The 22649-nt window shown below is 41.4% G+C and carries 27 protein-coding genes and 2 pseudogenes; 8 read left to right on the top strand and 21 right to left on the bottom strand.

Annotation, left to right across the window (positions count from 1 at the left end; translation table 11 throughout):
• Window positions 1-20 precede the first annotated feature (20 nt).
• Window positions 21-608: a DUF2062 domain-containing protein gene (locus AC4JOV_RS08205; protein ID WP_229938065.1), complete on the top strand. Its 588-nt coding sequence runs from the start codon at window positions 21-23 to the stop codon at window positions 606-608.
• A 9-nt stretch (window positions 609-617) separates the two neighbouring features.
• Here AC4JOV_RS08205 and mnmA read toward each other — a convergent pair whose 3' ends face one another.
• The 6 genes from mnmA to aroQ form a co-directional block, all read right to left on the bottom strand.
• Window positions 618-1643 (bottom strand): tRNA 2-thiouridine(34) synthase MnmA, encoded by a 1026-nt coding sequence (gene mnmA / locus AC4JOV_RS08210; RefSeq protein ID WP_229938064.1) that lies wholly within the window; start codon window positions 1641-1643, stop codon window positions 618-620.
• 39 nt (window positions 1644-1682) lie between these two features.
• Window positions 1683-2150: a FliM/FliN family flagellar motor C-terminal domain-containing protein gene (locus tag AC4JOV_RS08215; RefSeq protein WP_229938063.1), complete on the bottom strand. Its 468-nt coding sequence runs from the start codon at window positions 2148-2150 to the stop codon at window positions 1683-1685.
• The gene (locus AC4JOV_RS08220; RefSeq protein WP_229938062.1) at window positions 2140-3222 is read right to left on the bottom strand and encodes a flagellar biosynthesis protein FlhF; all 1083 of its coding nucleotides are present in this window, start codon (window positions 3220-3222) and stop codon (window positions 2140-2142) included. The genes AC4JOV_RS08215 and AC4JOV_RS08220 overlap by 11 nt, the downstream gene beginning before the upstream one ends.
• Window positions 3219-3710, bottom strand: coding sequence for a 2-amino-4-hydroxy-6-hydroxymethyldihydropteridine diphosphokinase (folK, locus tag AC4JOV_RS08225; RefSeq protein WP_229938061.1), 492 nt, complete (start codon window positions 3708-3710; stop codon window positions 3219-3221). The genes AC4JOV_RS08220 and folK overlap by 4 nt, the downstream gene beginning before the upstream one ends.
• A complete protein-coding gene (locus tag AC4JOV_RS08230) occupies window positions 3711-4730 on the bottom strand; it encodes a M24 family metallopeptidase (RefSeq protein ID WP_229938060.1) in 1020 nt (339 codons plus the stop codon).
• A gap of 85 nt (window positions 4731-4815) precedes the next feature.
• On the bottom strand, window positions 4816-5310 hold the full coding sequence (aroQ, locus tag AC4JOV_RS08235) for a type II 3-dehydroquinate dehydratase (RefSeq protein WP_229938059.1): 495 nt from the start codon (window positions 5308-5310) through the stop codon (window positions 4816-4818).
• Between the two features lie 90 nt (window positions 5311-5400).
• Here aroQ and mqnF point away from each other — a divergent pair, with 90 nt between their 5' ends.
• A complete protein-coding gene (gene mqnF / locus AC4JOV_RS08240; RefSeq protein ID WP_229938058.1) occupies window positions 5401-6624 on the top strand; it encodes an aminofutalosine deaminase family hydrolase in 1224 nt (407 codons plus the stop codon).
• A 185-nt stretch (window positions 6625-6809) separates the two neighbouring features.
• Here the strand turns inward: mqnF and AC4JOV_RS08245 are convergent, their stop codons facing one another.
• Complete coding sequence (locus tag AC4JOV_RS08245) at window positions 6810-7292, bottom strand: MarR family winged helix-turn-helix transcriptional regulator (protein WP_229938057.1); 483 nt, start codon at window positions 7290-7292, stop codon at window positions 6810-6812.
• Between the two features lie 408 nt (window positions 7293-7700).
• Here AC4JOV_RS08245 and AC4JOV_RS08250 point away from each other — a divergent pair, with 408 nt between their 5' ends.
• The 5 genes and pseudogenes from AC4JOV_RS08250 to AC4JOV_RS08270 form a co-directional block, all read left to right on the top strand.
• Window positions 7701-8876, top strand: coding sequence for a TolC family protein (locus AC4JOV_RS08250; RefSeq protein WP_229938056.1), 1176 nt, complete (start codon window positions 7701-7703; stop codon window positions 8874-8876).
• A gap of 11 nt (window positions 8877-8887) precedes the next feature.
• Window positions 8888-10102, top strand: a complete 1215-nt coding sequence (locus tag AC4JOV_RS08255) for an efflux RND transporter periplasmic adaptor subunit (RefSeq protein ID WP_229938055.1) — start codon at window positions 8888-8890, stop codon at window positions 10100-10102.
• Window positions 10089-10769, top strand: a complete 681-nt coding sequence (locus AC4JOV_RS08260) for an ABC transporter ATP-binding protein (protein WP_229938054.1) — start codon at window positions 10089-10091, stop codon at window positions 10767-10769. The genes AC4JOV_RS08255 and AC4JOV_RS08260 overlap by 14 nt, the downstream gene beginning before the upstream one ends.
• A 40-nt stretch (window positions 10770-10809) precedes the next feature.
• A pseudogene (locus AC4JOV_RS08265) lies at window positions 10810-11475 on the top strand (ABC transporter permease); the annotation flags it as partial.
• Between the two features lie 135 nt (window positions 11476-11610).
• Window positions 11611-11970, top strand: a pseudogene (locus AC4JOV_RS08270) (FtsX-like permease family protein); the annotation flags it as partial.
• Window positions 11971-12124: 154 nt separating this feature from the next.
• On the opposite strand, the gene AC4JOV_RS08275 reads toward AC4JOV_RS08270, so the two are convergent.
• From AC4JOV_RS08275 to AC4JOV_RS08305, 7 genes are all read right to left on the bottom strand, one after another.
• The gene (locus AC4JOV_RS08275; RefSeq protein ID WP_229938052.1) at window positions 12125-12616 is read right to left on the bottom strand and encodes a hypothetical protein; all 492 of its coding nucleotides are present in this window, start codon (window positions 12614-12616) and stop codon (window positions 12125-12127) included.
• Between the two features lie 53 nt (window positions 12617-12669).
• On the bottom strand, window positions 12670-13281 hold the full coding sequence (locus AC4JOV_RS08280) for an ankyrin repeat domain-containing protein (protein ID WP_229938051.1): 612 nt from the start codon (window positions 13279-13281) through the stop codon (window positions 12670-12672).
• Window positions 13282-13368: 87 nt separating this feature from the next.
• Window positions 13369-13827: a hypothetical protein gene (locus tag AC4JOV_RS08285; RefSeq protein WP_229938050.1), complete on the bottom strand. Its 459-nt coding sequence runs from the start codon at window positions 13825-13827 to the stop codon at window positions 13369-13371.
• Window positions 13828-14113: 286 nt separating this feature from the next.
• A complete protein-coding gene (locus tag AC4JOV_RS08290) occupies window positions 14114-15313 on the bottom strand; it encodes a CAP domain-containing protein (protein ID WP_229938049.1) in 1200 nt (399 codons plus the stop codon).
• Window positions 15303-16562 (bottom strand): aminotransferase class I/II-fold pyridoxal phosphate-dependent enzyme, encoded by a 1260-nt coding sequence (locus AC4JOV_RS08295; protein WP_229938048.1) that lies wholly within the window; start codon window positions 16560-16562, stop codon window positions 15303-15305. The genes AC4JOV_RS08290 and AC4JOV_RS08295 overlap by 11 nt, the downstream gene beginning before the upstream one ends.
• A gap of 13 nt (window positions 16563-16575) precedes the next feature.
• A complete protein-coding gene (locus AC4JOV_RS08300; RefSeq protein ID WP_229938047.1) occupies window positions 16576-16989 on the bottom strand; it encodes an RrF2 family transcriptional regulator in 414 nt (137 codons plus the stop codon).
• 58 nt (window positions 16990-17047) lie between these two features.
• Window positions 17048-17491, bottom strand: coding sequence for a DUF4395 domain-containing protein (locus tag AC4JOV_RS08305; RefSeq protein ID WP_229938046.1), 444 nt, complete (start codon window positions 17489-17491; stop codon window positions 17048-17050).
• 320 nt (window positions 17492-17811) lie between these two features.
• Here AC4JOV_RS08305 and AC4JOV_RS08310 point away from each other — a divergent pair, with 320 nt between their 5' ends.
• Window positions 17812-18492, top strand: coding sequence for a DUF4395 domain-containing protein (locus AC4JOV_RS08310; RefSeq protein WP_229938045.1), 681 nt, complete (start codon window positions 17812-17814; stop codon window positions 18490-18492).
• Window positions 18493-18611: 119 nt separating this feature from the next.
• On the opposite strand, the gene AC4JOV_RS08315 is transcribed toward AC4JOV_RS08310, so the two are convergent.
• The 7 genes from AC4JOV_RS08315 to trxC all read right to left on the bottom strand — a co-directional run bounded on the left by AC4JOV_RS08315 (window position 18612) and on the right by trxC (window position 22520).
• Window positions 18612-18905: a c-type cytochrome gene (locus tag AC4JOV_RS08315; RefSeq protein WP_229938044.1), complete on the bottom strand. Its 294-nt coding sequence runs from the start codon at window positions 18903-18905 to the stop codon at window positions 18612-18614.
• 104 nt (window positions 18906-19009) lie between these two features.
• Window positions 19010-19324, bottom strand: coding sequence for a cytochrome C (locus tag AC4JOV_RS08320; RefSeq protein WP_229938043.1), 315 nt, complete (start codon window positions 19322-19324; stop codon window positions 19010-19012).
• Between the two features lie 119 nt (window positions 19325-19443).
• Window positions 19444-19764: a hypothetical protein gene (locus tag AC4JOV_RS08325; protein ID WP_229938042.1), complete on the bottom strand. Its 321-nt coding sequence runs from the start codon at window positions 19762-19764 to the stop codon at window positions 19444-19446.
• 80 nt (window positions 19765-19844) lie between these two features.
• Window positions 19845-20177: a hypothetical protein gene (locus AC4JOV_RS08330; RefSeq protein WP_229938041.1), complete on the bottom strand. Its 333-nt coding sequence runs from the start codon at window positions 20175-20177 to the stop codon at window positions 19845-19847.
• The gene (locus AC4JOV_RS08335; RefSeq protein WP_229938040.1) at window positions 20171-21358 is read right to left on the bottom strand and encodes a sensor histidine kinase; all 1188 of its coding nucleotides are present in this window, start codon (window positions 21356-21358) and stop codon (window positions 20171-20173) included. The genes AC4JOV_RS08330 and AC4JOV_RS08335 overlap by 7 nt, the downstream gene beginning before the upstream one ends.
• On the bottom strand, window positions 21312-21983 hold the full coding sequence (locus AC4JOV_RS08340) for a response regulator transcription factor (RefSeq protein WP_229938039.1): 672 nt from the start codon (window positions 21981-21983) through the stop codon (window positions 21312-21314). Before AC4JOV_RS08340 ends, AC4JOV_RS08335 begins: the two co-directional genes overlap by 47 nt.
• 108 nt (window positions 21984-22091) lie before the next feature.
• A complete protein-coding gene (trxC, locus tag AC4JOV_RS08345) occupies window positions 22092-22520 on the bottom strand; it encodes a thioredoxin TrxC (protein WP_229938038.1) in 429 nt (142 codons plus the stop codon).
• Window positions 22521-22649 lie beyond the last annotated feature (129 nt).

Genomic DNA, 22649 nt, shown 5'->3' on the forward strand with positions numbered 1-22649 from the left:
TATAATTTAGTTGGATATATATGATAAGAAAAGTCTTAAAGAAAACCTCATCCCGCAGTGACAAACTTGATAAATTTTTAGATAAATACAACCTCTCAAGAGAGTTTTTCGGTGTCAGCAGACGCAGTATTACAAAAGGGGTTTGGGTAGGACTTTTCTGGGGGTTTATCCCTATGCCGATGCAGATGGTCGCAGTGGTGCTCAGTACCTTTGCATTCCGTTTTAACGTGCCTATCGCCATCGCTATGGTGTGGCTAAGCAACCCTATCACCATGCCGCCGATGTACTATATGGAGTACCTCACCGGTAACTTCCTCTTAGGACGCGAGGGGCTGGAAAACATCGAACTTACGATGGAGTGGTTCACAGAACACTTTGATGAGATATTGGTACCGCTTTATGTCGGTACCTCTTTTTACTCCGTGATTGTCTCTACGGTTATCTACTTTCTTGTAAACTGGCTCTGGGTAAAGTCCGTCCATGAAGAGAAAGCACAGCGAAAAGAGAGACACAAAAGAAAGATCAAAGAGCTTCTCAAGAGAAAAACCCCTATCAATCACCCGATAAAAGAGCATGACGAAGTGCAGGAGGAAGAGGAGAGAGGATAACAACTCTCTTTAACAGATCACTCCCCCGCCGATCAGCTTATTTCCTTCATAAAATGCTGCAACCTGCCCGTGTGCAAGACCGAATACCGGCTCTTTGAGCTTCACGGTCCCCTTGTCACCCTCGATCTTCACATGGCATGGCACAGCGTTGGTACGGTAGCGTACCTTGACCAGACAGTCAAACACCTCTCTCTCTTCAAAAAGGTTGATCTTTTTGATCTCAAATTCATGGGCTTCAAGCTTCTCTTTCGTACCGACCACGATCTGATTGTTTTCAGGTTTGATCGCCAGAACAAAATGCGGATCATGGGCTCCGTTTACAAAAAAGCCTCTGCGTTTACCGATAGTGTAGTGCATATACCCTTTATGCGTCCCCACAACATTTCCCTCTGTATCCACGGTTTCACCCGGCATATCGATATCCATATGACGCGCAAGTACCTCATCATAGGTATTTTCGACAAAACAGATCTCTGAACTCTCTTTTTGCTTAGCGATATCCTGCAGGACACCGATATCAGCCGCATAAGCCTTCACATCCTCTTTGACCCAGTCACCCAGCGGGAACAGCAGTCTGGGGATCACCTCTTTTTTGACTTCGGACAGAAAGTAGCTTTGATCTTTATTCGGATCTTTACCCATATAGATAAACTGACCGTCAGAGTTGATATAGTGCCCTGTTGCTATGTACTCTGCACCGATGCTGTCTGCAAACTCTACCATCTTTCCGAACTTGATCGTACGGTTGCACATCACACAGGGGTTGGGTGTCAGTCCTTCCTTGTAGGAGTCTACAAAGTAGTCATAGACCTCCTCTTTGAACGCTTTACTCAGATCCAAAGAATGTATCTTGATCCCGAGATACTCCCCAACACGCCTTACTTTTTCAAGGTTCTCCTCATGATAGCCCTCTTTTTCATGGAGCTTCATATAGACACCCTCTACCTCATACCCCTCTTTCTGTAGCAGTATGGCACTCACCGTTGAGTCCACTCCGCCACTCATTCCAACCAATACTTTTTTACGATCTTTCATTTTATGCCTCGCTGCGTTTTCATTCAATTTTTATAGTCCTCAGAAGACTCTGTTTACCTGTAAAGCGATCCTGCCATCTACAATGACCAAGGAACCCTGTGCGACCCGCTTCTCTTCAACGACGATACTGAGATCATCAAAATGAAGATCCATGGTCCCGATCACATGTCCCACTTCCAGTTTTCTGCTTTGTATCTCTCCTAATGAGACGATCACACGCTGATATTTTTTTGATACGCTCTCGTTCGTATCTTCACTCAAAGAGATGATCCTGAGCCGATCCGCGTAGTTGTGATGCTCGACCGTTACCTCGGCACGGATACCCTCTGCATCAGACAATACCAAGCGTAATTCATCAAGTCCCAAAAGAAGAATATCCCCCTCTTTCAACTCCTGAAGCAGACTCTTTTTCATCTCAAAAGGAGGTAAGGAAAGTCTATAGTAAGGGTGAACCTGATGCCTTCGCATCATCATCTCCAAGCGGTTTGCCTGGGTATCACCCCGCATCAATATCTCCGATAAAACGTTCCAGAAGATACTCTTTGCTTGCGATACGCAGATCATCAGGAACCTCTTGCCCTATGGAGAAGTAACTCATAGGAAGATCATACGCCAACATAAAGTTGAGCAGTGTACCCAAATGTTTTGTTTCATCAAACTTGGTAATGATCACAGAGTCAAGATTCAAAAAAGAGAAGTTCGTATAGATATCCTCCATATCCTCATATTTTATCGTTGCCGGGAGGACAAGGTTTACCTCAAGATCCTTGAGGAGATCCGAATTCACATACCCTACCGTATGAATCAGTTTCTGCATATCATACGGAGACATTCCCGCCGTATCTACCAGAATGACATCATAAGAGTCCAACGCTTCCAGTGCCTCTTGAAACCCATTGACATTTTCTACAGCGACATGGTCGATCTGCATGATGTCCGCATAGTGTTCAAGCTGTTCTATCGCACCCACTTTATAACTGTCAAGGTTGATAAGTGCGACGCTGTAAGGTCTCTCCATCAGATAGGCATAGCGTGCTGCCAGTTTTGCGATCGTGGTCGTTTTACCTGTCCCGGTAGGCCCTACAAACATCATTACTTTTGGTGTAGAGAGATCTTCGGGTCTCTCTTTGAGTGCCTCATCGATCTCACCCAGCAGATAAGAGACCAGAAGTTTGCTGTCTTCAGCTATCGGCGAACCGGCCAATGTATTCATCATCTCATCCAACCAACTCTCAGCGATCCCTTTTCGCTTAAAAAGCGATTTCACTTCTGAAATAACTACATCATTCTCACTGATATCACTCTGGAGTGTCTCTTTCATCTGTGAGAGTTGAGACTTGAGCAGTGTAATCTCCTCCATAAGCAGTGCTTCTTCATCCATTGCACACACGGTATCAGTACCCATCGTCATTTGCATATAGACCGTTTTAGGGATGGCAACCTCGATCTCACATCGTAGCTCTCCATCCTCATACTGCAGCTGTCTGGCAGAGACCAGTTCGATCCTGTTACCATACTTCTCTACAGCTTGTGTGTATGCACTTTTAGGATCTGAGGCTACAAATGTTTCATGGATCATACCAGGTCACCTTTCATATAAGATAGCGGGATGAGTACCGAGTCCCGTTCAAACCAGTGAGGATGCGGGAGAGTCAACCTCTCCTCTTTCATAGTGATATTTTCATAAAAGATAATATCGATATCCAGTGTTCTCGGCCCATCTTTAAAAAGACGTTTTCGTCCAAAATGCTTCTCAACTTTGAGAATATATCGCAATAATGCCTTTGGTGTCAAGTCTGTTTCTATACGTACCAAAGCATTATAAAAATCCTCTTGATCCATATACCCGAAGGGAGGGTTTCTCAGTATCGGAGAGGTCTCCCTGATGTGAACCAACGCACTACGATTGAGAAAAGCAAAAAGGTGTTCAAACCGACGTACGACATCACCTATATTGCCACCGATTCCAAGTAGCGCTTCTCTCTTTCCCAAACGTTTGGAAGAGAGATAGGGATAGTGTCCTCCGATCAACAGTGTATTCTCCCGGTCGATACCTTTTCTCAGCATTTAAAGTACCACTGCCTTTCCGTCTATCATCGCTACCATATCTTCGATACGTATCCCAAACTCTCCGGGGATATAGATACCCGGTTCGATCGTATAGACCATGCCGTCTTCAATGATCGTCTCTGAGCGTGAAGCGATATAGGGCATCTCATGGATATCCAGTCCCACCCCGTGTCCGGTAGAGTGTACATAGTACTCTCCAAACCCGGCTTTGGTGATCAGGTCGCGCGTCAATGCATCAACCTCTCTGGCCTTCATCCCGGATCTGGCTTTTGCTATCGCATTGTCATGGGCCTTACGCACCACATCATAGGCTTTTTGAATCTTCTTTTTTGAAAATTTTGATTTGGTCCCGAAGGTAAACTTCTCACCCACCTGGACCGTACGGGTACGGTCTGAACAGTAACGCTTATATTTAAGCCCGGCATCCACCAGGAGTAGATCACCCTCTTTCATACGTTTTTTGGTAGGCAGCGCATGCGGTTTTGCAGCATTCGCATTCAGTGCCACGATCGGATCGAAACTGAGATCGTACTTTCCGTACCCTCCCAGGATAGACTTGGCCGTATGGGTAAGCGCAAACTCATTTTCACCGATACCGTTTTGTCGAAACTCTTTTGCCAGTCGGGAAAAGGCTTTGGCGCCCAGCTTCGCCGCTTTTGCAAGTATCTTGAGCTCTTCATCACTTTTAATGATACGTCTTTTATGGGAGAAATCCGGCTCCGGCTGAAACGTGACCTTTGTATTGTCAGTCAGGTGTTGAAAGGCTGCAACGGACCACTCTTTTGGATCGAAGAGCATCTTTTTGATCTTGCTTTTTTTGAGTATCTTTACTGCCCTTCCATAGAGATCACGATCTATCACCACCTCTGCATTTTTCACCTCTGCTTTGGCCTCTATCGTATAACGGCTGTCGGTAATGAAGTATGCTTCACTTCCGAGTGAAAGATAGAGTGCATTGTCACAGCTGTATCCGCACGCGTAATAGATCGCATTTTCATTGTTTAGCATATAATTCATGGTAACCTCTTCAAAGATGGTTTAGGAGTATTCTCAAATCAATGAGCCAAGGATGCTTCCGGACGGGTACCCGGAAGCGAAAGTTTTAAGCCTGAGCTTGTGCCTGAGCCGCCTGTGCTTTAGCCTGGTGTTCTTTCATCATTTTGATCTCTGTAAGCATTTGGTTCATCCCTACCATTGCAAGGTGGTACCCGTATGGTCCCATACCCGCGATCTGTCCTGCACATACAGGTGCAGTGAGTGACTTATGTCTGAACTCTTCTCTTTGGTAAATGTTAGAGAGGTGAACCTCAAGTGTAGGGATCTTTACTGCTGCGATCGCATCACGAATCGCAATAGAAGTATGCGTATACGCTGCAGGGTTGATGATGATACCGTCTGCATCGCCCAGACACTCCTGGATACGGTCTACGATCTCACCTTCAAGGTTACTCTGAAAAAACTCGATCTCGTGCTTGTTCTGCTCTGCGAAAGCTTTCATCTGTGCATGAATATCCTCAAGTTTCATTGGGCCATAAATATTTTGTTCTCTCACTCCCAACATATTTAGGTTTGGACCTTGAATAACTACAATTTTCATCTATTTTACCTTATTTAAAATTTTAGCTATCATTTTATCCAAATAGTATTAAACCCAATACAAAGAGATAACAAAAAAGAAGAGAGCTTTATGAACCTGATCACAGCAGACTATATCTATACCCCAAATGGATTTGTAGAGAACGGCACCGTTGCCTACAATGACAAGATCGAGGCAGTCGATACACTACAAGCCTTAACAGAAAAATACCCCGATGCAGATATCCATTATGCCGGAAAAAACTCGGTACTCTACCCGGGCTTTATCAACACCCACGTACACCTGGAGTTTTCAGCCAATACCACGACACTGAAGTATGGCGGTTTTATGCCATGGCTGGACTCGGTTATCAAACACCGGGATGAATTGATACAAGCATGCGACAATAGACTGATGCTCAGCAAAACAAAAGAGATGCTGCACTCCGGTATCACGACATTCGGTGCCATCTCCAGCTTCGGAGCGGAACTTGAAGCCTGCGTGGAAGCGGCCCAAAGAGTCGTTTTCTTTAATGAACTTATCGGCTCCAATGCCGCCTATGCCGATGCGCTCTACAATGATTTTCTCGAACGCATCAAGGCGTCACAAAGCTGTGAAGAAAAAGATCATATCACCCCGGCCATTGCGATCCACTCACCCTACTCGGTACACCCGGTGATCCTCCAACGGGCCGTACAGGTAGCCAAACAGAACAACCTGCCTCTCTCTGCACACTTTCTGGAGTCACAGGCAGAACGTCAATGGCTGGAAGAGGGGGAGGGAGACTTCAAACCGTTTTTCGAAAAGTTTTTCAACACCTCCACACCGGTAACCTCCATCAAAGAGTTCATGCATGCGTTTGACACCTATCCGACACACTTTACGCACTGCGTACAGGCCAATGAGGACGAGCTTGCACACCTCTCATCAAAAGGACACTCTATCGCACACTGTCCGCGTTCCAACAGACTGCTTGGATGCGGAAGACTGGAGATTGAGAAAGTAAGGGGATTGAAGATACCGTTCAGTGTGGCAACGGATGGGCTCAGCTCCAACTGGTCGCTGAATCTCTTTGACGAACTCCGCGCAGCAGTGATGATGCACCATGCCGGACCGCTGGAAACACTCTCAAACCTCCTTATCCGGTCCGTTACCTCAGATGCAGCGAAGATACTGAGACTGAATGTAGGACGCATAGAAGCAGGCAGGGAGGCAGATTTTGCAATCATTTCACTGCCTGACACCCCTTCATCAGTCGATGATATCGCACTGCAAACGATTCTACATACACAGAAAGCTTCAGAGGTATATATAGGTGGAGAGAAGATCGTATAGCCCCTCTTCCCATCCGGTGCGTGATTACGCACCCTACGCGAAATATCTCTCATTCCCAAGCCCCTGCTTGCGGGATGCAGACCTTAACCTGGAACTAAAAACAACGATATCCCAATCTAAAATTCTGATATTTTACGCTACAAATTCTCAAAGTAAAAAACAGGGTATAAAACCTCATAAAATATTTATTCTTCTGCCCACGCATAGATCACTTTTTTAAATGCCTTTTTTATTGTCTCTATTTCTTTATCAGTTAATACTTCAAAAAACTTTTCATCATGTGCTTCAAATTTGGGAATACAACTTTCAATGATTTTATTGCCAGCTTCAGTATTGTAAAGTAAATAACTTCTTTTATCGTCCTTATATACTTCTTTATAAATGAGATTTTTGGACTCAAGTTTTTTGACTACTTTACTTATTCCTCCGGAGGTGAATATAAGTCGTTCTGAAACTTCTGCAGCTGTCAGACCTCCGTTATTCAAGTGTAATGTAGCTAACAGATCAATTTCTGATTGTGTTAAACCAAACTCTTCAACTACATGCCTACTGTTAGCATAATGCGTATTACATATGATGGTCATAGGAATCACTAACGAGGCCATTTTAACGACATCACTATTTTCTTCCAGTGTTTTGTAAAACATATCTATATTTTTCTTTTTCATAAAGATATTTTAACAATAAAAATCAAAAAGTTTCCTACAACTACCTTCCTGGTAAGCCAATTATAACTTTTCGTATGTTACATTCCCAGGAAGCTAAATAGTAAGAAAAGCATCATGTGGTATTGTTATATCAGGAGAGGAGAATACATCATTTCAACGATCATATATGCAAAGAGATGATGTATTTCACTTATTTCGTACACTAACGCTTAAAAAGAGGTAGAGGAATGAACAATACAGTGTCAGAGGCTTGTCATGCTAAAATGACAGTTAACAATCATTTACATTCTATTTATAATTAAATTACAAACTTCCTGTAGAGTACCATCATATCAATGATGAAAAATAGGATTCAAAGTTTTTTAGAAAGGCCATAATGAAGTACAAAAATATCATGAAAGGAATCATATGAAAAAGGCTTTAATTTTTATGCTTTCTTTTCAAATATTATTTTCTAATGATGAATCGATTTCACATTTGAAAAATGAGTTATTAAATCTCAAGCGGCAAAAAATATTGAAGGATATGGATATTGAAGAAAACAGCTGGATATCCCCGGCAACGATCAGTGCATCGTTTGAAAAGAATAAAGATTCAACCGATGCTCTCTCAGAGAACCAACGTATCAGTGCCAGTTGGTCCCAGGACATATTTAGAAGTGGAGGAATTCAAGCGCTCATAGACAAGGCAAAAGCTTCAGGCAAAGCTGATCTTATAGGTATAGATATGGAAAGGTCCCAGTATTTAAAGGATATCTTTACTTATCTTTCAAAAATGAAACGTGATGAGTTAGTTGTTGAACAAAATAAGTTGACACTTCAAAATAGTGAAATCGACCTAATAATTATAAAAAAACAGTATGAAGTCGGTAATAAAGATATCACTGATCTCAATAGGGCTATATTGGATAAGGACAATGCACGTACAACATTGATCATTAGCCAAAATACATTACAAAGCTATATAACAGAACTAAAAAAACTCATTGGTGAAAATGACATTGCAAATATACAAATCCCGGCTATACCTTTAATCACTAAAAATGAATATCTAGTAAGAAATATGGAACTTGAACAATACAGTGCACTTGTTCAAAGAGATATCGCTGCACAACAAGTGACCAAAAGTTCTTATTTACCTAAACTTACACTTAACGGATCCGTCGGATATAATAAATATGAAGGAAATAACATAGGCTATGATGGTGACAGCTACAGTTATGGAGTAACCCTGAGTATGCCTATTGACTACAATGCTGAAAATTCTATAGAATCAAGTCAACTACAATTGCTCCAAACAAAAACTTCTCTTATGGATAGAAAAGCTGAAATTGAAGAAGAATACGATAACTCTATTGTCAATATCAAGACCTATAAACAGAAAATAAATGTTGCCAAAGAGATGAAAGAAATATATAAAAGCCTCTACAAGACAACAAAAGCTCAGTCAGCAACAGGTTTTAAAACAAATTACGATGCTGAGTATATAAAGAACTCTTTAACAATACAAGATTTAGAGATAAAGATACAAGAGTACAACATACTAATAGAAAAAATTGCACTCTACTTTAACCTGACGCACTGAAAGGAAAACATATGAAAAAAATAGAAGAGATTGTTGCCTACAAAGGCACCAGTAAAAAAAAGATCGCTGTTTATATAGGCGTTTTTCTTTTTTTGTTTATCCTTGGTTTTTCCCTATTCTCCGGTAAAGACCAAACCCGTAATCACTACTTGACGGAACCTTTAAAAAAAGGGGATCTGACTATTATCGTATCTGCCTCTGGCTATATCGAACCGTTGGAAAGTGTTGATGTGGGTTCGGAAGTATCGGGAACGATCAAAGAAGTCTATGTTGAGAACAATGACATTGTTACAGAAGGACAGCATTTGGCGCAACTGGATAAAACGAAATATGAAAGTATCGTAAATCAAAATAGAGCATTGCTGGATGCGGCCAAAGCTACACTTGAAAGTGCAGAGGCGAAACTGGAAAAGACCAAAAGTATCGTGGATCGGAATAAAGAACTACGTGAATCAACAAAAGGATCTTTACCGTCTAAAAATGATTGGGAAGAGGATTGGTCCAACTACCTTTCTGCCAAAGCTGATGTAGCAAATGCCAAAGCACAAGTGGAACAGTCATCTCATGCCCTAACCTCTGCAAAATATGATCTTGAAAAGACTCTGATTACTTCACCTATCAACGGTATCGTACTCGTGCGCGAAATTGATCCCGGACAAACTGTGGCAGCCTCTTATCAAACACCCGTACTTTTTACTATAGCAAAAAATTTAACACAAATGGAACTACGTGTGGATGTAGATGAAGCGGATATAGGTCATGTCAAAGAAGGACAGTCCGCAACATTCAGTGTAGATACCTATTCAGAAAAAATCTTTAATGCCACCATAAAAAAAGTTCGCGTCAATTCTGAGGAAACAGATGGGGTTGTAACATATGAAACGATCATGGATGTCAATAACAGTCAACTATTGTTACGTCCGGGTATGAGTGCAGATGCGGATATTGTAACCAAATCTATCAAGAATGTTTTTATTATATCAAGATCTGGGTTGTTGTTTAATCCTGTTGAGAAAAAGGATACAAAGGCATTTCAATTTAGAAATGAAGAAAAAAGCACAATAGATCAAAAACCACATGTATGGATCTTAAAAGATAATACGCCTCAAAAAATTTATGTCAAGGTATTGGAGAGAGAAGGTTCTAAAAGTGCTATAGCGTCTGATGAACTAAAAGAAAATGATCTCATTATTTTAGCTCAGGAGAAACAAGATGATAACTCTTGAAAATATTACCAAAACTTACGGTGAGGGTGAGGCGAAAACGCAAGTATTGAAAAGTATTGATCTATCGATAAATAAAGGTGAGTTTGTAGCTATCATGGGACCGAGTGGAAGCGGAAAATCAACCTTGTTGAATATTTTAGGCACTTTGGATATTCCCAGTGAAGGGAAATATGGTTTTCAAGGTGTCGAGATTGGATCACTTTCCAAAGATCAAAGAGCTCTATTCAGGCGTGAAATATTAGGTTTTATTTTTCAAGGATTCAATCTTATGAAAAAAACTTCTGCCCTCGAAAATGTAGAAGTACCGCTTATCTATTTAGGCATGGGGAAAGAAGAACGCAAGAAAAGAGCAACCGAAGCACTGATCAATGTTGGACTGCAAGATCGTATGTACTACGATCCTGCTCAGTTGTCTGGAGGGCAACAGCAACGTGTTGCTATAGCCAGAGCCATCAGTACGCATCCTGAAATTTTAATTGCTGATGAACCGACAGGAAACCTTGATACACAAAGAAGCCATGAGATTATGAAGATTCTAGAACTATTGAATCAGGAAGGGATCACCATTATCATGGTAACACATGAAGAAGAGATGGCCGCATATGCTTCAAGAATCATCTATCTACGTGATGGCATCATTGAGAAGGATATTTCCAATGTGGCTTAATGCTTTTTTTCAGGCGATCAAAGAGATCCGTCGAAATACGATGCGGTCATTGTTGACTGCGCTTGGTATTGTCATCGGAATTGCTTCTGTTATCGCTATGGTAAACATAGGGAAAGGAGCAAGTCAATCTATTACTGAAAGTGTGAGTAGGCTTGGTGGAAATACACTCTTCATTATGCCGGGGCAGGAACATGGACCGGGACAAAGCTCTTCAACGACTAAATCATTTTCTCTCAAAGATATGGAAGTCCTCAAAGATTCTATTTTTATGATCAAAGCCATCTCTCCACAGGCAGGTGCGACAGTCACTGCCCTCTATTTGGATCAAAGCTACCAAACAAGTATCAGAGGGATTAACAATGATTACCTGACTATCCAAAACAGAACCCTGGCAAAAGGTGATAAATTTTCAAAAGAGGAACTCAATAGTGGTAAAAATGTTTGTATAGTAGGACAAACGATTGTTGATGAACTCTCATTGGATAGAGATAATCTCATTGGAACCAAAATACGTCTAGAAAAGTTTTCTTGCAAAGTCGTAGGTCTGTTAGAAAAAAAAGGGTCTGATACCTTTGGACAGGATCAGGATGATACGATTTTGGTACCTATAAAAATGCTTCAAAGGCGAATCAGTGGGAACAATGATGTAAATGCAATTCTGATTTCTATTAAAGAGAACTTTTCACTGGAAGATGCAAAAATGCAGATAGAACAATTACTTCGTGAAATACGGCATATTAAGGCTGGAGATGAAGATAATTTTTCAGTACGAAGTATGACATCATTCATTGATACTTTGAAGCAAATTACAAATATGTTAACGATTATGCTAGGTGCTGTGGCGGCTATTTCATTGGTTGTTGGAGGAATAGGTATTATGAATATTATGCTTGTCTCTGTAACAGAAAGAACAAGGGAAATCGGTATACGTATGGCTATTGGGGCAATGGCAAAAGATATTTTGACACAGTTTTTAATTGAATCAACCGTACTTTCTGCAGTGGGAGGTCTCTTAGGTGTTATTTTTGGTCTTCTCATTACTTTTGCTGTATCATTTGTACTTGATATTATTTTAGTAATCAACCCGACTATCATTGCAGTTGCCCTATTATTTTCAATGCTTATTGGAATTATTTTTGGTCTTATCCCAGCACGGAAAGCAGCAAACATGAATCCAATTGATGCATTAAGATATGAGTAAAGTTTAATTTTAGTATTTTAGACCTGATGTTCGTTTCTAAAACCTTATAAATATATCACTTTATGAGGTTTTTCTCTCGTTCCAAACTTAGGTGGAAGCATTTCCTCGTCTCCTAAGCCGGAGCTTGGGGATGAGAGGAACTTAGCACTGAAAACTACTCCGTATCATGTTGTTTTGCAAAAACCCTGCTTACCTTTTTGCCTCGGGAGTCTTCCATCCATACCTTTGACTCTGTTTCGGAAATAGCTCCTTTAACAGTATAGTGTTCTCCTGGCTTTGGCGTAAACTGGAATTCCCCTTCGACTGCCAGATCGTCTCCAAAAAGCAGTTGCGCATCTGTAGGGAAAAATATCATACCCTTAATTGTCAATAGCTGTGGCGTAGCGCGTAGCGGTCGACCAATGATGCTTGGCGTGAACATGGTCCCCTGCCCATAGTTGTTAATTCTCGTTTGTCCCCAACTGGTCTCTATCGGTTTCTGATCGACCCTATCTAGGATAAAATAGTGTGCCTGTGTGGCTTCCTTGTTGCTAAACGAATCCGATACTATTGCTGTCGGACCGGTATAACCTTTTGGTACAGGGTTATACATTGATACACAACCTGTAAAAAAGAGTGAAAGCGCAATAAAAGCTATAGTTCTCATCTGTTAGTCTCCTCTATATTATGTTATTTCAGTCAATTTTCGTTCAAATATGACTACTTTGTTCCGGCACTTTTCAACATAGCCGCAACCGCTTTATTCCCTTTACTTTCTGCCAATGCAAGGGCTGTTTGCCCGGCGTAATTTTTTATATTCAGATTTGCACCGTTATCAATAAGAAACTTAACCCTGTCGGCTTTATCCAATTTTGCGGACCACATCAGTTCTGTAAACCCATTTTTTGTCTGCTGATGGTCAATGTCGGCACCATGTTTGAGAAGTAGTTTCGCAACCTCAAAATGTTCCTCATAGACGGCATACATAAATGCTGTGGTACCCCAACCATAGGTCTGTGCCTTTACATCAGCACCCTTTGCAAGCAATAGTTTGACAATATCCCTATGCCCCAGTATACTCGCTATCATCAATGCTGTTTCCTGTTCAGCATTTTTCACATTGACATCGGCACCTCTTTCAATCAGTTGACGAACAACGGCTATCTCTTCATCTTTGATCGCGTACATTAATGCCGTATTTCCGTTGGAATCTTTTATATTGACATTTGCATTTGGATCATTCACTACTTTGGCCGCATTGATCTGACCGGCACAACCGCTTAATAGCAGCACTGTTAACATGACCGTAAAAAATTTGATTTTTGATTGCATGATATTTCCCCTTTTTATATTTAAATGATATCCGATATACCCCTAATATCCCTCGTACCTACTCTCTGTGAGAAAAGACTTTTTATACTACTTCTCCTCACTAAACCTTACTTGCTGTTGAAATAGATCATTGACATAAAGCGCGTCACTTTCAGGTTTGTAATCATAAAAGAAAGTATAGACTTCACCCTCGATAAACGTTCCCTCACTCCGATAACTGCTCGCCCCCTCAAGTGTGATCTTATCTTCCCAACTATGGATACGCAGCTCCTCTTTCAATGCATCTGTAACTTTGAAAGTAGTTGTATACCCTATCACTTCGGGCTCCTCAGGCACATCAAAGTACTCCAGTATACAATCCTCTTCGCGCTTGATACACACCCCCACTCTCTCAGGATAGTTTTCACCAAACTCGACGGTAAATGTACACAGCCCATCTGTACATCGACTTGAAGTATTATAGCTATTCGGCTTTTTACACCGACTATCCTCTTTTACTGTACCCGGATAAAAAATAGGACAACTCTCAACATTGTGTAGTGTCATACCATAATTTTTTTCGAGTTTTAAGTGTTGCAAAGATGTAGAGCTTTGAGTTAAATGAGGTTCTGTTTCTGAAGCTTCGGCATAAAAATGTGTCAATAGGCGATCAAAATTCAAATCAAATAGCCCACTCACTGTACTGCCATAAGTTTTTAAAACAACAATAGCCAGTATCAGACCCCAAAAATAAATCAGATTTTTTAATAATTTTTCAAACATGATTTCCCCTCTTCCTTTTCCTTAGTCAAGTGTATCGAAAACTCACTTAACTGAATAAAACATCAAATAATTATTCAAACAATACGATATGTCTCCCTGCTTCAAGTCTCAATCCATTTTGATATTTTTTAGGCACGGTGACTTTCACCGTGTTCTGATCGACAAGAGAGACCTTCAGTCCATGCGTTGCACGAAATCCCTTTAAGAGATCATGAGGAGAAGCGGGTACAAAATAGAGAATGAGTGTACTCCCGGGCTCGACATTCAACCGTGTCTTTTTTTCCGTGATGCGGTAAAGTTTATCTCTGAAACTTTTGGTAGTAAACTCCCATGATCTCTGATAAAGCTCTCCGTCTACTACTGCTTCAAACTCTGCTCTGTAGGTCGTTGCATATTCCAAGCGTCTGATAGGCATGAAGACAAACTCTGTTTTTTTTAAGTGATGATGGGGATCGTTTGCATAGCTGAGAACTCTCTTTGGAGATATCTCCTGATTCTCCTCATTAAAGAGGCGGAATGTTTTGAGTTCAATCGTATGAAAGTGCAGATCATTGAACTGCACAGAGACAGGGTAACCGCTCACGTCATAATCAGGCAAAGGGTCAGGCTCTTCGTTGTAAAAGGCCGTTATTACCTCTTTTTGTCCGGGGTAAGGGTGCAGTACGATTTTTGCATTTCTCGATTTGATCTGTTGTTGTTCTTTTTCATAAAGGCTCTGAGGGATCAGCGTATCTCGGTTCTTACATACCTCTTTGAGATAGAGAGTACCGAAGGAAGGGACAAATGCCTTATGACATAATGCATTCAGCTTCGAAGAACCAAGATTATAGACGTATGCATTTTTGATAGACTGTAACCTCCCTGTCGAAGCGCTCCCTATACCTATCTGATCCTTGTCAAAACTCAAAAAAACAAACCGGTGATAGATCGCCGAAAGCAGATCATCTACGGATGCGGTCTCACTTTTCGTATTGACAGCGATATTTTCCATGACATCTTTGGAGAAGTATCCGTGATATACTACACGGTCTGCAGGGGTTCTACCTGTATAATTTTTATGCCCTTGATCTTCAAGGTGTCCCAGTTTCTGGTGTTCTATAAGGTAATGGGCATGCGATGCAGCTGCCTTGTTCAGCGTATTATTCTCTTGTAGCGGTATCAGTCCGCTGTGTTGACGGACTTGATTGAGGTAGTCTAATACCCTACGCTCTTCCCCGGCCTTCAAAAGAACAGAAAGAAGCAGGATCAGGAAGAGTGCATTAGATCGCATCTGCCGCTTGTATAAAATCTTCGGCTATCACCTGTGGGTCTTCCAGACCGATAGAGACCCGTATCAGTCCCTCATGCACTCCCAGAAACTTTCGTGCTTCTTCGTCAAAGTCACTGAAGATGGTACTCGTCATGTGCAGTGCAAGCGTTCTGTTGTCACCGATATTCGCTGTTTGGATCACCATCTTAAGTGCATCCAGCAGTCTGAATGCTCTCTCTTTGGTACCGCAATCCAGGGTCAAAAGCGGTCCGCACCCCTCTGCAAAATCCGACTTGTATCTCTCATGGTCGGGACTGCCGGGAAGTGAAGGGTGGTTCACACTGACACCGTCAGGAAGTCTCTCCTCCAGTATCGCTGCCACCTTCTCCACATTCTGGTTGATCCGTTCGATTCTCAGGGGGAGCGTCTCCAGTCCTATCATGGTCATAAATGATCCAAAGGCATTGGCCGTCATCCCCATATCTCTGATCCCACGTTTTTTAAAGAGAGGCATAAATGCCTTTTTGCCCATCTTTTTAACAAACTTATGGAGATCGGCATACTTCGGATGAAGCAATTTATCATCCGCAGGGTTTACTTCTCTAAACACGGCAACCCCACCGAGTGCAGCAGAGTGGCCCGAGATATTTTTCGTTGAAGAGTGTACCACGATATCTGCACCCATCTCAATCGGTCTCAACAAGATCGGTGTTGCTGTATTGTCAATCAGCAGTATCGTCTCGTATGCATTACAGAGATCGATAATCCTTTGAAGATCAGGAAGTCTGAGACTTGGATTGCCCACACTCTCCATCATCACCATCTTGATACCGCTCTTGAGTTTCGACTCGATATGGTCAAAGTCATCGACTTCACAGAAACTGTTGGTGATACCGAAACGTGCCAGGGTCTCATTGACCAGGGAGTAGGTTCCCCCGAAAAATCCACCGATACAGAGGACCTCATCTCCGCTGTTCAGGATCGCCATACTGACCATTGACATCGCTCCCATGCCTGAAGCGGTCGCAATGGCCCCGATACCGCCTTCCATCTTCGCGACAATAGATTCCAACTTACCATTCGTAGGATTTCCTACACGGGCATAAAGCGGCTTTGCTACACTCCCGTCAAAGATCCCTTCAGCCTCTTCGGCACTCTCATACCCAAAGGCCGCAGAAGGGGCCATCACCGGTGCGATGGGACCTACCCTGTTTCCCACACTGTGGACCATCATTGTATTGTAATGTTCGAAATCTACTGTTTTATCCATGGAGTTTTCCTGGTTATATTGAATAGTTCAGTGCCTGATTCGCTTTAAGCTGATAATTTTTCAGTTCGGAAAGCGGTATATCAAACACTTCGCCTACTTTTTCTGTGATATCTGACCAAAAGAGTTTCAATGTCGGATTATCTGTTCTGCAGACATCAGAAAATGCATCGGACTCCAAGGTCTCCATCACCTCTTTAAGTGTGACATCCTTCAGTGCTTTGGCAAGTTTATATCCCCCGTGTGCACCTTTGATACTGCTTAGTATCCCCTCTTTGCGTAATTCAAGCAGGATCTGTTCCAAAAAATTTTGAGGGATTGAAGCGTTAGCCGCAATCTCTTTGATCTTGAGTACCTTCCCCGCTTCTATTGACCCTAATTCATGTAATGCAGCGACTGCATATACTGTCTTAGTAGAAATCCCTATCATGACTACCTTTCACTTTCACACTACTCTACCCTCATTTCTACTACGTTAGAAGGTAAAATTATTTGTGATAAATGCCTTTGATTAATTGAATGGCGTAGTATAGCTTACATCCGATACAAAAATCAAATACCGTCTCAAGCAACGCAGCAATAAGCAGTAGGACAGCTACTGCCGAGGCAATACTGTAGAAACCCGTCAGATAGAGAACGACAAGTAAAAATGAAGTAAAAAATCCCATACCGAGTGCAAAACGTTTAGGGGATTCATCACACAGTTTCGGTGTGAGTTTACACCTGCTGACCATCTCTTTTGCAACCAGATGAAAAAGACTCAGGTCAGGCCTTCTTGACATCCTTACGGTAAAGTCAAACAGCAGTAACAATGCTAAAAAAGCATTACCGGTAATAACCAGAGCCAATGTAATCAAGGCCACTTGGGAAGAGATGATCCGTACCATATTTGCATCTACTCTTTTGGTAGATATAGGACAACTCGGCGCCATGTTAACTCCTTATAGTTAAGGCATCTCTAAATACCCTAGATTCACACTGTATATCGATCTTTCTTCACTGTTTCAGAATAGGACTGATGGGAGACAACATGATTAGGAAAGATCGCTATACCCTTGTCCACTGTGTTTATCTAGGGTATTTAGAAATGCCTGTTTTCTCTTTATAGAGTGAAGTATAACAAAGATTTTTTTTAATGTCAAGTAAATCTATTGATTTTATTATAAAATGTTTTTATCCATGGCCTAACCCCTCTACACACGCGTTACACACCCCCTACGATATATTTCTAAAAATCTCAATAAGGTTACAAATGGACAAAATGATTTATTTTGGTGAAAAGGTTGAAGGATATGATATCCCTGTACTGAATGAGAGGGAAGCCAGAGCAGGTGCAGGGATACTTTTTTTATTTGCTATGATCTCATTTCTCAATGCATATCTTACTCATCGGTTTGCATTTACTCAAATCTTTGTCACCCTGTTTATGGTTGACTTTTTTATACGCATCTTTATCAACCCAAAGTTTTCCCCTTCACTCATACTTGGGCGGTTATTTATTCAACACCAGCGCCCAGAATATGTCGGTGCTGCGCAAAAACGTTTTGCATGGAGTATCGGATTTATACTCTCTGTGATCATGTTTTTTATTGTTGTGATCTTTGAGTATATGACTCCCGTCAAGATCGCCATCTGTATACTCTGTCTGGCTTTTCTGTTTAGTGAAAGTGCATTTGGTGTCTGTTTAGGGTGTACGCTTTACCACTGGGTATATCATACATCTCCGCACTATTGTCCCGGTGATGTCTGTGAAGTCAGAGCTAAAGAAGAGATACAAAAGGTCTCTAAAGCACAACTCGCGATCGTGACGATTACGCTATTGCTTATGAGTGGAGTGACATATATTTCAATGACTCAGCCCCAAAGTGTTGTACCTTTTGAAATGAAATGCCAGGCCGGGAAATGCGGAAATGAAAAATGTATAGGAGGCTAACTGCTAAAGTATTGCAAAACAGATAGTATCAATAATAAATAAAGGGGAAATTACAGTATGAAGATAAAAAATAATAAAAAGTATTTCAAAAGCCCAAAAGGCTTTTGAAAGAAGCGTGATTACAGTCCAGCGATGTGGTCTGCTACAGCTTGGATATCAGCGTCGCTCAATGCAGCAACTTGACCTTTCATAAGACCACCCATACCGTATTGGTTAAGTGTACCTGCTTTGTAACCGTTAAGTTGTTCAACAGTTTTAGCAGCATCTTGCCCTTGAATTACTGCAGATTTGTTAAGTGCAGATTTTTCACCGTTTGCACCGTGACATCCAACACATTTAGCGTAAATAGCAGCACCGTCTGCCATTAGAGAAGTAGCACCAGCTAGTAACATTGCGATTGCTAGTTTTTTCATATTAATTCCTTTTATAATTTTTATTTTGAAGAGTGAATTATATCACGTCTATTTTTAAAATAGACACCCTCAAAAGAGTGCCTAGTAAAATTGACGCTCTCAGATTAGCAAGATGGAACGTTACCTGAGTCAGATGCATACTCGTATGCGAAGTCATAAATATGAGGAACCCAGCTATCTTTTAGTTTTACACCCGGACAGATATTTGCAGCTTCTTCAGCGAATTTACCTGCACCATTGATCTCTTCCCACTCATCTTGAGTATGTTTTTGAGCAAACTTAGCTCCAGAGAATCCACATGCAGCTTTCATTTTTTTCATATAAAGCTTTTGACCTTTTTTTACATCAGCAGATGCAGTTGTAGAAAGTACCGCTACACCAAGAAGTGCTGCAGTAGCAAGTTTCATTACATTTTTCATTGTTTTTCCTTTTCTATTTAAGATGAATCGATATTATCAGTTAATTGTGAAAAGATTGTGAAGGAAAAGTGCTAAAAAATGAGTGATATAGCAAAACTGTTTCTTCACGTTACACTTGTCTAGCACTTAGGAATGTGACCGTCACTTGCATATTCGTATGAGAAATCATATACATGCTCCCACCAAGACTCTTTGATCTTCTCCAGATCCAATCTAGGGCATATCTTCTTTGCTTCGTCTTTAAATTTTCCCTGATCCCAGATCTCTTCCCATTCACCTTGGGTATGATGTCGGGCAAATTTCACACCGGAAAATCTACATTTTTTACGAAATTTCTTTTTAAAGATCTTCTGTCCCACTTTTGCATCTGCAGAGGCTACTGCAGTTGTACTTACCATTGCAAACATTACAGCAAACAGGATCACCATTACTTTTTTCATTCTTGACCTTCCTCATATTAATATCATAACTAAGTATAGTAACATGAAATACTTAAAACTTATTAGATCTATAGATATTGTTAATTTAGTTTTCCAAATACTTTGTATGTCTCCCAGTAGATATCGATCGCCTCCTGCAACTCTTTATCACTGATATACAACCTCTCTTTGACTCCATACGTGTCTATAAACAGGTCTGACATCACTGAGATGTGTTTGGAGGGATAGCGCATATAGTGGCGCAGTGCTGCTTTCACTGTCTGTTCACCGCTGTATACCAGCAGATAGTTTTTGAACATCCCCTGCAGCGTTGTCGGCAGATCTCTATGACAGGGAATACAGTGGCGTTCATAGGCATTTTGGGCAAACAGCCCGACACTTAAGAGTATATAGAGCAAGAGCTTTTTTACCATGTTAACACCATCCTCGTTCCTTTATCTTTTTCCGATATTACCTCAATCTCTATGCCATATTCATCCAGTATCTTTTTAACAATATTCAGTCCGATACCAAATCCCCCTTCACTCTCGTTAAACCTTCTATAGCGATCAAACATGAGGATCCTCTCCCCATCTGAGATACCGACTCCGGTATCCCATATCTCCAATCTGCCTTCATGCAACACAATCCCTACTGTTCCCTTCCTTTTATTGTATTTGATCGCATTGGAGAGAAGGTTGTCTATCACCCGGGTAAGTTTTCGCCGATCCATCACGATCTCTGCATGGTCTATATCCATTTCACAGATCAGTTCTTTCGATTGTGCCAAGATCATAAAATACTCTGCCCTGTTATAAAGCAGTTCAGCAACATCGATCCGCTCATCTTCATTCTCTCTCTCCTGCTCCAGAGTCAAGTAGGTAAGGTCTTTATAGAGTATGGAGACTGTCTTTGCAGCGATATTGATACGGTTGAGTTTTTTTCTGTTTTTCTCTACCATAACATCGGTATCCATCATCTCGATATTTGCCAGGATCGCTGAAAGCGGTGTATTGAGTTCATGGGTGGTATCTTTGATAAAACGGTCCAGCAGCATCATCGAGTCTCTCATCGGCTTGACAAAAAGCTTTGCAAGAAAGTATCCAAAAAAGATAAAGAGCAGAAATGCCATAAGTCCATACCCCAATATCCTGTTGATCAAATGCTCATGCCATACCCCATCATCATCGATTTCAATGATCAGATACTTTGCCCCCAGATAGAAAATATCCAAACTTTTGACAAAGTGGAATACCCCATCTTCAAAATAGATTTCCTGATTAAAATCTACATTTTTGTTGTTCAGCAATGAAAAGATCTCTTTATACTCGATGTCATAGATCGCAGAGCGGAAGCGGGGATCCCGGGGGTAGTTTGTACGTTCATCAAAGAAGTGATGGAGGACTTTGAGACGCTTCGTCTCAATGTAGGCATACTTTGCCATATCGGCACGGTGTTCCGAGAGGACCAGCTCTTTTTGCGCTTGATAATAGAGTACCGCCAGTGTTGAGATCACCATCATTACCAAAAATACATAAAGTGAAAGAAACCTTCGTAGTGTTTTCTTCTCACTTCTCAGTAATGAACTTGTAGCCCTGCTTTTTAATGCTGACAATTCTATCTTTTCCTATCAATTTACGTAAATTTTTGATGTAGGTACGCAGTGCAGAGTCACTGGGCTCTTCATCATAGCTCCAAAGGTGATCGAAAATACGCTCATGCGCAAGCACCTCACCTTCATTTTTCACAAACAGCTTTAGCAGTGTTGCTTCCTTATGTCCTAACGAGACCGCTTTATCATCGATCATCAGTTCATTGTTGTTAATATCATACTCGATACCTTTTCCAACCGGGATACGCTCTTTCTCCTGATGATAAAAACCGCGCTTCAACAGTGTATCCATGCGTATTTTCAACTCCTTGAGGGCAAAAGGCTTACGGATATAATCATCACAACCGCTTTTGAATCCCTCTTCCAGATCCTCTACACTGTCCATCGAAGTGATGTAGATCGCCGGTGCTGAGACTCCCTGTGCCCTGCTCTCTTTCAGCAGTTCAAGGCCGTCGATCCCTGGTACATTGATATCAAGAAGCAGCAGGTCATACCTGCTTTCATAGAGCTTCTCCTGTGCCTCTTCGCCATTATAGACCGAGACAACCTCGTACCCCTCATCCTCAAGAAACTCAGTCACCGTTTCATTGAGATTTGTATCATCTTCCATTAGCAATATCCTGCTCATTGTTCTCCTAAACTCATCTATCTCAATCCCATACCTTTAGATATGTCATTGTTTCTATGTATAATTCAATCCTCATCCCCTGGGCTTTAGCACCAAAGAACTCAGAAACTATAGAAACTGACTGACCCAGTTTTGCAATCTTCCCGCACTGAGTGCACCACTGACACGGTCAACCTCATTGCCGCCTCTGAAGACGATCAGTGTCGGGATACTCTGAATGCCATACTGTGCCGCAAGCTGCTGGTTCTCTTCTGTATTGACCTTCAAAAACTGTGCCTTAAGCGGCATAGAGAGCGCTGCCTCTTCAAAAGCCGGTGCCATTTGACGGCATGGACCGCACCAGGGTGCCCAAAAGTCTACCACGACAGGGATATCCGAATTGACCACAAAGGTACTGAACTTCGCGGCATCTACCTCCACCGGTTTGCTCTCAAGCAGCGAGTTTTTACAGGCTCCGCAGTTAGCCTTACTATAGCTATCTTTTTTGGGAATACGATTCACTTTGAGACAATGAGGACAAACAACATTTACATTCATAATAAATATCCTTTAAAAAGATTGATTTTAGATTTAGTATGTATTATAGCAGATATAGTAAATATAGATTAAATCAATACATGATATAAGAAATATCTCTCGACAATTGTCGTAGCTTTTACGAGAAAT

It is taken from the genome of Sulfurovum sp. MH2-6, from assembly GCF_058374785.1.

Bases quoted from the DNA above. Each gene is read 5' to 3' on its own strand.
- AC4JOV_RS08295 (WP_229938048.1), bottom strand. From the start codon at position 16,562: ATGGATAAAACAGTAGATTTCGAACATTACAATACAATGATGGTCCAC.
- AC4JOV_RS08330 (WP_229938041.1), bottom strand. From the start codon at position 20,177: ATGGTAAAAAAGCTCTTGCTCTATATACTCTTAAGTGTCGGGCTGTTT.
- AC4JOV_RS08255 (WP_229938055.1), top strand. From the start codon at position 8,888: ATGAAAAAAATAGAAGAGATTGTTGCCTACAAAGGCACCAGTAAAAAA.
- mqnF (WP_229938058.1), top strand. From the start codon at position 5,401: ATGAACCTGATCACAGCAGACTATATCTATACCCCAAATGGATTTGTA.
- AC4JOV_RS08260 (WP_229938054.1), top strand. From the start codon at position 10,089: ATGATAACTCTTGAAAATATTACCAAAACTTACGGTGAGGGTGAGGCG.
- AC4JOV_RS08220 (WP_229938062.1), bottom strand. From the start codon at position 3,222: ATGATCCATGAAACATTTGTAGCCTCAGATCCTAAAAGTGCATACACA.
- aroQ (WP_229938059.1), bottom strand. From the start codon at position 5,310: ATGAAAATTGTAGTTATTCAAGGTCCAAACCTAAATATGTTGGGAGTG.
- AC4JOV_RS08280 (WP_229938051.1), bottom strand. From the start codon at position 13,281: ATGCAATCAAAAATCAAATTTTTTACGGTCATGTTAACAGTGCTGCTA.
- trxC (WP_229938038.1), bottom strand. From the start codon at position 22,520: ATGAATGTAAATGTTGTTTGTCCTCATTGTCTCAAAGTGAATCGTATT.
- AC4JOV_RS08290 (WP_229938049.1), bottom strand. From the start codon at position 15,313: ATGCGATCTAATGCACTCTTCCTGATCCTGCTTCTTTCTGTTCTTTTG.
- AC4JOV_RS08320 (WP_229938043.1), bottom strand. From the start codon at position 19,324: ATGAAAAATGTAATGAAACTTGCTACTGCAGCACTTCTTGGTGTAGCG.
- AC4JOV_RS08250 (WP_229938056.1), top strand. From the start codon at position 7,701: ATGAAAAAGGCTTTAATTTTTATGCTTTCTTTTCAAATATTATTTTCT.
- AC4JOV_RS08205 (WP_229938065.1), top strand. From the start codon at position 21: ATGATAAGAAAAGTCTTAAAGAAAACCTCATCCCGCAGTGACAAACTT.
- AC4JOV_RS08325 (WP_229938042.1), bottom strand. From the start codon at position 19,764: ATGAAAAAAGTAATGGTGATCCTGTTTGCTGTAATGTTTGCAATGGTA.
- AC4JOV_RS08310 (WP_229938045.1), top strand. From the start codon at position 17,812: ATGGACAAAATGATTTATTTTGGTGAAAAGGTTGAAGGATATGATATC.
- AC4JOV_RS08340 (WP_229938039.1), bottom strand. From the start codon at position 21,983: ATGAGCAGGATATTGCTAATGGAAGATGATACAAATCTCAATGAAACG.
- AC4JOV_RS08230 (WP_229938060.1), bottom strand. From the start codon at position 4,730: ATGAATTATATGCTAAACAATGAAAATGCGATCTATTACGCGTGCGGA.
- AC4JOV_RS08305 (WP_229938046.1), bottom strand. From the start codon at position 17,491: ATGGCGCCGAGTTGTCCTATATCTACCAAAAGAGTAGATGCAAATATG.
- AC4JOV_RS08315 (WP_229938044.1), bottom strand. From the start codon at position 18,905: ATGAAAAAACTAGCAATCGCAATGTTACTAGCTGGTGCTACTTCTCTA.
- AC4JOV_RS08285 (WP_229938050.1), bottom strand. From the start codon at position 13,827: ATGACACTACACAATGTTGAGAGTTGTCCTATTTTTTATCCGGGTACA.
- mnmA (WP_229938064.1), bottom strand. From the start codon at position 1,643: ATGAAAGATCGTAAAAAAGTATTGGTTGGAATGAGTGGCGGAGTGGAC.
- AC4JOV_RS08300 (WP_229938047.1), bottom strand. From the start codon at position 16,989: ATGATAGGGATTTCTACTAAGACAGTATATGCAGTCGCTGCATTACAT.
- folK (WP_229938061.1), bottom strand. From the start codon at position 3,710: ATGCTGAGAAAAGGTATCGACCGGGAGAATACACTGTTGATCGGAGGA.
- AC4JOV_RS08275 (WP_229938052.1), bottom strand. From the start codon at position 12,616: ATGAGAACTATAGCTTTTATTGCGCTTTCACTCTTTTTTACAGGTTGT.
- AC4JOV_RS08215 (WP_229938063.1), bottom strand. From the start codon at position 2,150: ATGCGGGGTGATACCCAGGCAAACCGCTTGGAGATGATGATGCGAAGG.
- AC4JOV_RS08245 (WP_229938057.1), bottom strand. From the start codon at position 7,292: ATGAAAAAGAAAAATATAGATATGTTTTACAAAACACTGGAAGAAAAT.